Genomic DNA, 9,658 nt, shown 5'->3' on the forward strand with positions numbered 1-9,658 from the left:
CATCGACCCGTTCGCGCCCGAGCGGGTGCTGCGGACCCGCGACTCGACGCTGGCGCGGATCGGGCTGTCGGCGCCGAAGATCAAGGCCTTGAAGGAGATCGCCCGGGCGCTGCGGGACGGCGCGCTCGACCTCGACGCGGTCGCCCGCCTGCCGGCCGACGAGGCCCACGCGGCGCTGGTCGCCGTGCACGGCATCGGGCCGTGGACGGCCGACAGCTACCTCCTGTTCTGCCTCGGCCACGCCGACGCCTGGCCGGCCGGCGACCTCGCGCTGCAGGAGGCGCTGCGGATCGCCTTCGTGCTCGACGCCCGTCCGACGACCAAGCAGATGGGGCCGCTCGCCGAGCCGTGGCGGCCGTGGCGCGGAGTGGCGGCTTTCCTGCTGTGGACGTATTATCGCACCATCAAGCAGCGCGATCCCGTGCTGCCGGCCCCGCCCGTCCCGGCGGAACGAGGAGCATGACCGTGGGAACGATCGACGGCCCGCGTCTCGCGCCGCGCTCGCAAAAACCGGCGCGCCAGCTCGTCGTCTTCCTCCACGGCTACGGGGCGGACGGCAACGACCTCATCGACATCGGCCGGATGTGGCAGGCGGTGCTGCCCGACGCCGCCTTCGTGTCGCCGCACGCGCCGCGACCCTGCGGCCAGGCGCCGGTCGGCCGCGAGTGGTTCCCGCTGACCTTCCGGTCGCCGGGCGAGCGCTGGCGCGGCGTCCAGGCCGCCGCCCCCGTCCTCGACCAATTCCTCGACCAGGAACTCGCCCGCCACGGACTGCCGGGCTCGGCGCTGGCGCTCGTCGGCTTCAGCCAGGGCACCATGATGGCCCTGCATGTCGGCCTGCGGCGCGCCGTCGCGCCCGCCGCCATCGTCGGCTTCTCCGGCATCTTTGTGCTGCCGAACGACGCCGGGCCCGAAGCGGCCGAGGCGGTGGCGGGCGAGATCAAGGCCCGGCCGCCGGTGCTGCTCGCGCACGGCTCCGACGACGACCTGATCCCGGTCCAGGCCCTGCTCCAGGCGGCGAACGGCTTGGCGGCACTCGGGATTCCGGCCGAGTGGCACATCTCCTACGGGATCGGCCACGGCATCGACGAGGACGGGCTGGCGCTCGCCGGCGGCTTCTTGGCGCGCCGTTTCGCCGGGCGCTGAACGACGCTACGTCGCCGGCCGCGCCGCGCCCGGCGATTCGCTCCCGACGGGCCGCGAAGGCGGGTGCGGCGGGACCGCTCTCCGACGCAGATTTCACAGGCGCTTCCGCACGGCTTCACAAGGCTGTCACGGCTGCCTATAAGATACGGGTGCTGGTTTGCTGCGCTGCAGCGGTACCGCGCTGCGGCGCCCCGAAACGAGGTGGAGGGGCGTTGAACGCTCACACGTCGCCGAGCGGATGGCCGGTTCTAGTGCTCAACGCCGACTTCCGTCCGCTGAGCTACTACCCCCTGTCGCTGTGGTCGTGGCAGGACGCGATCAAGGCGGTGTTCCTGGACCGGGTGAACATCGTCGCACACTACGACAAGGCTGTGCACAGCCCCACCCTGGAGCTGCGCCTCCCCAGTGTCGTCTCGCTGAAGACCTTCGTGAAGCCGACGACCAATCCGGCCTTCACCCGGTTCAACGTCTTCCTGCGCGATCGATTCTCCTGCCAGTACTGCGGCAGCCACGACGACCTCACCTTCGACCACGTGATCCCCCGCTCGCGCGGCGGCCAGACCACCTGGGACAACGTCGTCACGGCGTGTGCGTGCTGCAACCTGCGCAAGGGCAGCAAGACGCCGCACGAGGCCGGCATGAAGCCGGGCCAGATCCCGTTCCAGCCGAGCGTCAACCACCTGCACCGCAACGGCCGCCTGTTCCCGCCCAACTACCTGCACGACAGTTGGCTCGACTATCTCTATTGGGACACCGAGCTCGATCCGTGAGGATGCTCGAATATATTCAGTCTGGTAAGATCAAGTCACTCGACGATGCCGAGGGCGTCGTGTGGACCGGGCTGTCTTTTTCTTGAGGGCCCCATCGGGAGCACCGCTTCCCTGCGAAAGCAGCGCCTCGACTATGGATATTCCAACAGGAGATATTTTCGCACGAAGTCCTTGCTTGTCGAACTCAAGCAGACGAGACTTATGCATCGGAGCCAGCACCTTTGTCCGATAACTGCTTTCAGTCGAGTATTCTATCCAACTATAAAGATCCCTCGCCGACACCCATCCGCTACTGTGATGCAACAGAAGCAAGGTCTGGTCTTTCGCCGTCATGCCGGCCTTTAGAACACGCTTTATGTTTTCCACTTTCCATATTAACGGCGTCTTCCTTTCCGAAAGCGCATCAACGACCTCACGGGCTTCTTCAATCGGCACATTGTGGAATATTCGAACAAGCTCCGCTAGCAACCAGCTAGCCATCCCATGAATGGCCGCCGCATCCATGTGGTTTGCGTCGACGTCACCTCCAACGTGACCGACGCCCCGATTATTACGAATCTCATAAAGAACGGGGAGTAGACGCGGCATAAGAATGCGGAGACTCCGATCTCCGACCCTCTGTGGATCAGCGGGAACGTTTTCAAGCGACCGGCACGATGTAAGCATATTAGCTGGCTTGTTTGACCGTGCGGGGAATGCGCCCTTTAGCGCTCCATCTATAATTGAATAAACCACTTCACTAAATTTGCCACCATTGAGTTCGGCAGGCTCCCACCGCCTCTCTAAATAGTTGTTCGTAATTTCTCCGAAGGCCTGAAGGAGCTCGACACGGAGTCGCTCCGGAAGACCTGCCAATAATCGAGAAGGATCGATCACTTCTCATCTCCTGAAAAACTCTTTACAAGTTCAGCTCCTCGCTTAAGCCCCATTTTTGTGATGGTATACCCTTTTGACTTACTTCCTGTATATTCCGGCCCCTTGTGACTCGAAAGATATTTCGAATGATTTGTGGAGTCATAGCAGCCTATTGACTCACAAAGACTTCTCGCGAGAGCGTCAGTAAACCCCGTCCCTGACGAAGCCAAGAACACCCCAACACCAGTAAGGATGTAGACGTTTATTGTTTTTTCCTTCTTCGAACTTCCGGGCGCATCGTGAATATCGAAGTTTCCGTCTTCCCCGATATGGAACACTCTTTCTAACTGATCCGACGTAACACTGTTTTGTTGCATCCACCTTCGAACAGGGGGCGAATACTCATTGTTCTCGAGGTCCGGCGTGTCTGCCCCCGCGGGCTTCTCGCGATGCGAGGATCCGCCCTCGCCGAGAAAGATCATTGCTGCATCGACGGTACGGCGCCGCTCAGCGGAATCCAGCGGCTTGAGCGCATCGATGACGATCTGCAAAGCGTTTTTAGCTTCTGTTTTCCGCACCACTGCCGCCGTCCTGCGAATGAATGGAAGTTTCCGAATCCAGCATCGTTCATTCTTGAGACCAATTTCCCACGGTCAATACTGTCCGCTCCAGTTATCAACCGGTAAGGCTCGTCCAAGATTAGCCCGAACGCCGCTCGCATCGCCTTGGTCGCAGCGACGTGAAGAGTTTTTGAAAACAGACTCCTTATAAGACAATCCGCGGCGCAGCGTTCACGCAGGACGCCGCGCGATTTGGCGCGTTCGTCCCGCTTTTTCTCATCACGACAGTTCGACGCGGCATCAGATGCGGAGCAGATGCATGATCATTCGTAATGCAATCTCATTAGTCTCATTAGGCCTGGGCGCCGTCGTCGCGGCATGGATGCCGAACCTGACGGCGCATGCCGCCGAGGTCGACGTTCCGCCCTTCTACGAAGCCGTGGCCAAGCTCGCGCCCGCCGGAAAACTCGGCCAAGTGATCGCCAAGGAGCCTGTCGCGACGTCGGTCCCCGGCGCCGTCGCATGGCGGATCGCCTATGTCTCGTCGGACGTCGGCGACCGGCCGACCATCGCCACCGGCCTGGTGATCGCGCCGCAGGGCGCGCCGCCGCAAGGCGGCCGGCCGATCGTCGCCTGGGCGCACGGCACCACCGGCACGGCGCAGAACTGCGGCCCCTCGCAGGTGCTGAATCCCGTGCAGGAGCTCAACGAGTATTTTCTGGTCGGCGGCACGTCCTGGACCGACTTCGGTGTTCCGTCGATCGCCGAACTCGTCAAGGAGGGCTACGTCGTCGTCGCCACGGACTATCAGGGACTGGGCGGCGGCGGCCGTCACCAGTACGCCGTCGCCGTCACCCAGGGGCGCGACGTGATCGACTCCATCCGGGCCGCCGGCAGCCTCGGGCTCGGTGGCGACGGCCGCAAAGCGATCGTCTACGGCTGGTCGGTGGGCGGCGGCGCGACGCTCGCCGCGGCAGGCATGCCGGACTATATCGGCCGCAAGGACACGGCGTACGACGGCATCGCGGTGATCGGCTTCGCGGCACTCGCCCCGTACGACGTCGCCGTGACGGCGCCCAAGGGTCCGCAGGACGACGCGGCGGCGACCGCGATGCTGGAGGGGCTATCGAAGACCTTCAGCGACAACGCGATGAACTTCGCCCACTACGCCATGAGCCTGTGGGCCATGCCGGCGGCGTTTCCCGCGCTGAAGCTGACCGACGTGTTCACCGAGGACGGCGCCCGCGCCATCGACACGATCTTCAGCAAGAAGTGCATGCATGCCGGCGCCGATACGATCGCCTACACGTTCGGCTCGACCTACAAGCAGCTCCTGAGAGACCGACCCGCCAATGCCGCGGCCTGGAGCCGCGCGCTGATCGAGGGGAGCGTCGCGCCGGTGGCGCCGGTCGCCCCCGTGATCATCTACTGGGGCACCAAGGACGTCGTCGTGCCGCCCGTGATGGGGCAGCTCTATCGCGAGCAGATGTGCGGCCTCGGCGCCGACGTCACCCGCGTCCAGCTCGCCGGCGAGCAGACGCATTTCTCCACGCCGGTCGCCGCGAAGCCGCTCTACCTGCAATGGATCAAGGACCGCTTCGCCGGCAAGGCGATGCCGAACGGCTGCGCGATGCCGTGACGGGCCTCTCATACCAACGGCCCTGAGCCCTGCCCCGTCATCCTGAGGTGCCCGGCGCAGCCGGGCCTCGAAGGATGCGGCCCCGGCCGTCCCCCTTCGAGGGCTGCGCTTCGCGCAGCCACCTCAGGGTGACGGTGAGAGTCAGTGCCGGAGGCCCTTGGTATCACTGTTTCCAGTCGATCGGTTTGCTGTCATTCCGGGGCGCGGCGAAGCCGCGAACCCGGAATCCAGCGACAAACTCCGTATTTGCGGGTGGATTCCGGGCTCGGCGCTGTGCGCCGCCCCGGAATGACCAGCGACCTGATCAACCGGATGCCTATCACGGCCGCCGCAGCACGCTGGTTCCGGCGGCCTTCAGCTCGTCGATCGCGCCGAGGCCCATCAAAGCGAGCGTGATGGACAGCTCGGTCGCGAGGATCTCGACGGCGCGCGCCACACCGGCCTCGCCACCCGCGGCGAGCGCGAAGGCGTAGGCGCGGCCGAGCAGCACGCCGGAGGCGCCGAGCGCCAGCGCCTTGACGATGTCGGCGCCGCGCCGGATGCCGCCGTCGAGCAGCACCTCGAAGTCCGGCCCGACTTTTTCGACGACCTCGGGCAGCACCGAGATGGTGGACGCCACGCCGTCGAGCTGACGGCCGCCGTGGTTGGAGACGACGACGGCGTCGGCGCCGGCGTCGCGGGCCGTCAGCGCGTCGGCCGACGACAGCACGCCCTTGATCACCAGCTTGCCGGGCCAGCGCGCCCGCAGCCAGTCGACCTCGGCCCAGCTCACGGTGCGGTCGATGCGGCGCGACAGGTTCACGGCCTGCTCCAGCGCGCCCTTGCCGAACTCGGGGTGTCGGTTCAGCACCTCGACCGACGGCAGGCCGTGCGAGAGGAGATCGAGGAACCACGCCGGCTTCGACAGCATGGAGAGCAGCATCGCCGGCGTCGGTCGGCGCGCCGAGCGGAACTTGTTGCGCACGTCGCGCTCGCGGATCGCCGTGACGGTGCAGTCGACGGTGAGATGCAGGGTCGACACGCCGGCCGCCGTGGCCGCGGCCAGGAGCTCGTCGGTGAGGCCGCGGTCGTCCAGCATGTAGAGCTGGAACTGGAGGTCGCCGCCGGCCTCGCGGGCGAGCGTCTCGATCGAGGCGACCGAGAAGGTCGACAGGCAGAACGGGATTTCGGCGGCCCGCGCGGCGCGGGCGGCGAGGATCTCGCCGCCGCCGCGATAGAGGCCGAGGAAGCCGACCGGCGCCAGCATGAAGGGCAGCGCCTGGCGCTTGCCCAGGACCTGCGTCGACAAGTCCGGGACGCGGGCGCTGGCGAGAACGCGCTGCTCGATCGCCCAGGCGTCATAGCCGCGCCGGTTCTCACGCAGCGTCGATTCGGAAAAGCTGCCGCCGTCGATGTAGTCGAAGAAGAGCCTCGGCAGCCGCCGCTTCGCGGCCTCGCGCATGTCGTCGATGTTGACGATGGTCATCGCAATTCGTCCAGCCGGCGCGGGTCGCGCGCTGCGGTGCCCGTCGCGGCAAATTCCTGTCTCGTCATGGCCGGGCTTGTCCCGGCCATCCACGCCTTCCCTTGGCGCAGCACCGCCAGTTCGTGGATGGCCGGGACGAGCCCGGCCATGACGGAGGCAGTCAATGCTCCGTCGCGGCCAGCACGGCCTCGGCGCGGATCTCCTCGGTGAGGCGCGCCTTCAGCTCGGAGAAGGCCGCCGTGGTCTTCATGTGATAGTCGCGCGGATGCGGCAGGTCGACCGTGATCTCGGTCTTGATGCGGCCCGGCCGCGCCGTCATCACGATCACGCGCGAGGCGAGGAAGATCGCCTCCTCGATGTCGTGGGTGACGAACATCACGGTCTTCTTTTCGCGCTCCCAGATGGCGAGCAGCATCTCCTGCATCAGCCCGCGGGTCTGGGTGTCGAGGGCGCCGAACGGCTCGTCGAGCAGCAGGATCTCGGGATCGTTGGCGAGCGCGCGGGCGATCGCGGTGCGCTGCTGCATGCCGCCCGAGAGCTGCTTCGGCCAGTGGTGCTCGAAGCCCTTCAGCCCGACCTTCTGGACGTAGTCGGCGACGATCTCGGCGCGCTCTTTCTCCGGCATGCCGCGCTCGGCGAGCCCGAAGGCGATGTTCTCGGCGACGGTGAGCCACGGGAACAGCGTGTAGGACTGGAACACCATGCCGCGATCGGCGCCCGGCCCCTTCACCTCGCGCCCGTCGAGCACGACGCGGCCGGTGGTCGGCTTGTCGAGCCCGGCGACGATGCGCAGCAGCGTCGATTTCCCGCAGCCGGACGGACCCAGAACCGTGATGAAGTCGTTCTTCTCGACCGCGATGGTGGTCGGCTCGAGCGCGCGCGTGGGACCGGCGCCGCGTCGGCCTGGAAACTGGCGCGAGACGCCCTCGACGAGGAGCTGGGTCATGCGAACTTCCACGGGAACAGGCGGTGGTTCGCGGCCTTGAACAGGAAGTCCGAGACCAGCCCGATGACGCCGATGACGATGATGCCGAAGATGATCTGACCGGTGGCGAGCAGCGCCTGGCTGTCGACGATCATGTGGCCGATGCCCGACGACGCGCCGATCAGTTCGGCGACGATCACGTAGGTCCAGGCCCAGCCGAGCACGAGCCGCAGAATCTCGGCGATCTCGGGCGCGTTGGCCGGCAGCATCACGCGGGTGACGATGCCGCGGTCGCCGGCGCCGAGCGTGTAGGCCGCCTCGACGAGATCGCGCCGCGTCGCCCCGATCGACACCGCGACCATCAGGACGATCTGGAACACCGAGCCGATGAAGATGACCAGCAGCTTCTGCATCTCGCCGGTGCCGGCCCACAGGATCAGGAGCGGGATGAAGGCGGAGGCCGGCAGGTAGCGGGCGAAGGAGACGAACGGCTCGAAGAACGCCTCGATCGGTTTGTAGGCGCCCATGGCGATGCCGAGCGGCACCGCGACGATGGTGGCGAGCACGAAGCCGCCGACGACGCGCCACACCGTCATGCCGATGTCGTGCAGGAAGTCGTAGCGCACGAACAGCGTCCAGCCGTCGTGCAGCATGGTCAGCGGATCGGCCAGGAAGGTCTTCGAGACGTAGCCCCCGAAGGTCGCGAACGACCAGCCGGCGAACAGGAGCACGAAGAACAGGATGCCGAGGACGATCTTGGCCGTGTTGCCGACCGGCTCGAGCGGTTTCATGACGGCGGGTCTCGTTCGTGTCGGAGCGGGGCCGGCGAAAAGCGACGGGGTCCCGGTAGAAGACGCGGCGACGCGGTGGAGTCAACCGGGCGTGACGCAACCCGGACGGTCGCTCATCGCCACTTCGATGGGGCGCGGCCGGATCCGCCCCTACCCCTCATGGTGAGGAGCGCACCGCAAGGTGCGCGTCTCGAACCATGTGGCCCCTGAAACGGGGCCGCCCTCGCCCTTCGAGGCCCGGCTTCGCCGGGCACCTCAGGGTGAGGGCGGAAAAAGGTCGACCGTGCCGCACGAGCGACTATGGGCAGTCGGCGCTCACTTCACGAAGCTGTCGTCGACGATCGCCTTGATGTCGGGCTTCTGCTTGATGATGCCGGCCTCGAGCAGGATGGCGGCGGCCTCGTCGGAGAACTTGAAGATCTCGTCGGCCATGAACTTCTGGTTCGCCGCCTTGTCCTGCCAGCGGATGTAGGAGGCCGACTTGCCGAACGCCTCGCCCGACTGCTTCACGTCGGCGCCCATGATCTCGAAGGACTTGTCCTTCTCCTTGGCGATCATCTCCAGCGCCTGGAAGTAGCTGTCGGCGAGCGCCTTGGCGGCCTTGGGGTTCTCCGACAGGAACTTCGGCGTGCAGCCGACCGTGTCGAGGATCATCGGGTAGTCGAGCGTCGTCGCGATGATCTTGCCGGCCTCCGGCTTCTCGCGCACCGCGCTGAGATAGGGCTCGTAGGTCATGGCGGCGTCGTTCTGGCCGGCCAGGAAGGCCTGCGCGGCCGGGCCCGGCTCCATGTTGACGATGGTCACGTCCTTGAGGGTCAGCCCGTTCTTCTTCAGGAACCAGGCGAGCGTGAAATAGGGCGCCGTGCCGGGCGCCGAGGCGGCGACCGTCTTGCCCTTGAGGTCGGTGATCTTCTTGATGTCGTTGCGCACCACCATGCCGTCGGCGCCGTACGACTTGTCGAGCTGGAAGATCTGCTTGGTGGCGATGCCGGCGGCGTTCCACACGATCCAGGTCTCGACCGTCGTCGCCGCGCACTGGATGTCGCCCGCCGCGATGGCGAGGTGGCGGTCCTTTTGCGGAATCTTCTTCAGCGTGACGTCGAGGCCGTTCTTCTCGAAGATGCCGGCCTTGGCGGCGAGGGTGAGCGGCGCGAAGCCGGTCCAGCCCGAGATGCCGAGGCCCACCTTGGTGAGGGGAGCCGGCGCCTGCGCCTCAGCCGCCGTGGCGACGCCGAAAGCCGCGACACACGCGATCGCGGATAGCTTGAAAAACCGCATGGGATCTCCCCGCGTTGAAAATTCCGGCGGATTTGAACAGAAGGGGATCGAGGTGTCAAATGTATAGACATAACGCAAAATGGCGCATTTCTGGGCAGACGCGAGGCTCCTGCTGGAAGGCTTCGGCTTGCTGAGCAGATCGATATGTCTATACATTTTGAAGCGCCGCGAAGCCCCCCACCCCCGACCCCTCCCCGCCATTCGCTGACGCGAATGGGAGGAGGGGAGC

General features: G+C 65.9%; 11 protein-coding genes. 4 read left to right on the plus strand and 7 right to left on the minus strand.

Going from position 1 to position 9,658, the window contains the following annotated elements:
- The 3 genes from CCR97_RS01065 to CCR97_RS01075 all read left to right on the plus strand — a co-directional run.
- Nucleotides 1-463: DNA-3-methyladenine glycosylase family protein (locus CCR97_RS01065; protein WP_201159239.1), on the plus strand; the 463-nt coding region annotated here is incomplete at its 5' end.
- A 2-nt stretch (nucleotides 464-465) separates the two neighbouring features.
- Nucleotides 466-1,146 (plus strand): alpha/beta hydrolase, encoded by a 681-nt coding sequence (locus tag CCR97_RS01070; RefSeq protein ID WP_111357936.1) that lies wholly within the window; start codon nucleotides 466-468, stop codon nucleotides 1,144-1,146.
- Between the two features lie 212 nt (nucleotides 1,147-1,358).
- Complete coding sequence (locus CCR97_RS01075) at nucleotides 1,359-1,916, plus strand: HNH endonuclease (RefSeq protein ID WP_111357934.1); 558 nt, start codon at nucleotides 1,359-1,361, stop codon at nucleotides 1,914-1,916.
- 30 nt (nucleotides 1,917-1,946) lie between these two features.
- Here CCR97_RS01075 and CCR97_RS01080 read toward each other — a convergent pair whose 3' ends face one another.
- The gene (locus tag CCR97_RS01080; RefSeq protein ID WP_146618776.1) at nucleotides 1,947-2,792 is read right to left on the minus strand and encodes a hypothetical protein; all 846 of its coding nucleotides are present in this window, start codon (nucleotides 2,790-2,792) and stop codon (nucleotides 1,947-1,949) included.
- A complete protein-coding gene (locus CCR97_RS01085; RefSeq protein ID WP_146618777.1) occupies nucleotides 2,789-3,352 on the minus strand; it encodes a hypothetical protein in 564 nt (187 codons plus the stop codon). Before CCR97_RS01085 ends, CCR97_RS01080 begins: the two co-directional genes overlap by 4 nt.
- A gap of 361 nt (nucleotides 3,353-3,713) precedes the next feature.
- On the opposite strand from CCR97_RS01085, the gene CCR97_RS01090 reads away from it, so the two are divergent.
- Nucleotides 3,714-4,970 (plus strand): alpha/beta hydrolase, encoded by a 1,257-nt coding sequence (locus tag CCR97_RS01090; RefSeq protein ID WP_170145892.1) that lies wholly within the window; start codon nucleotides 3,714-3,716, stop codon nucleotides 4,968-4,970.
- A 319-nt stretch (nucleotides 4,971-5,289) separates the two neighbouring features.
- Here CCR97_RS01090 and CCR97_RS01095 read toward each other — a convergent pair whose 3' ends face one another.
- From CCR97_RS01095 to CCR97_RS01115, 5 genes are all read right to left on the minus strand, one after another.
- Nucleotides 5,290-6,435, minus strand: a complete 1,146-nt coding sequence (locus tag CCR97_RS01095; RefSeq protein ID WP_111359731.1) for an alpha-hydroxy acid oxidase — start codon at nucleotides 6,433-6,435, stop codon at nucleotides 5,290-5,292.
- The gene (locus tag CCR97_RS01100; protein WP_170146031.1) at nucleotides 6,432-6,599 is read right to left on the minus strand and encodes a hypothetical protein; all 168 of its coding nucleotides are present in this window, start codon (nucleotides 6,597-6,599) and stop codon (nucleotides 6,432-6,434) included. Before CCR97_RS01100 ends, CCR97_RS01095 begins: the two co-directional genes overlap by 4 nt.
- A complete protein-coding gene (locus CCR97_RS01105; protein WP_170146030.1) occupies nucleotides 6,596-7,381 on the minus strand; it encodes an ABC transporter ATP-binding protein in 786 nt (261 codons plus the stop codon). The genes CCR97_RS01100 and CCR97_RS01105 overlap by 4 nt, the downstream gene beginning before the upstream one ends.
- The gene (locus CCR97_RS01110) at nucleotides 7,378-8,151 is read right to left on the minus strand and encodes an ABC transporter permease (RefSeq protein ID WP_111359729.1); all 774 of its coding nucleotides are present in this window, start codon (nucleotides 8,149-8,151) and stop codon (nucleotides 7,378-7,380) included. The genes CCR97_RS01105 and CCR97_RS01110 overlap by 4 nt, the downstream gene beginning before the upstream one ends.
- Nucleotides 8,152-8,466: 315 nt before the next feature.
- Complete coding sequence (locus tag CCR97_RS01115; RefSeq protein WP_111359728.1) at nucleotides 8,467-9,429, minus strand: ABC transporter substrate-binding protein; 963 nt, start codon at nucleotides 9,427-9,429, stop codon at nucleotides 8,467-8,469.
- Nucleotides 9,430-9,658 lie beyond the last annotated feature (229 nt).

Source organism: Rhodoplanes elegans (assembly GCF_016653355.1).
GTDB classification, from domain to species: Bacteria; Pseudomonadota; Alphaproteobacteria; order Rhizobiales; family Xanthobacteraceae; genus Rhodoplanes; species Rhodoplanes elegans.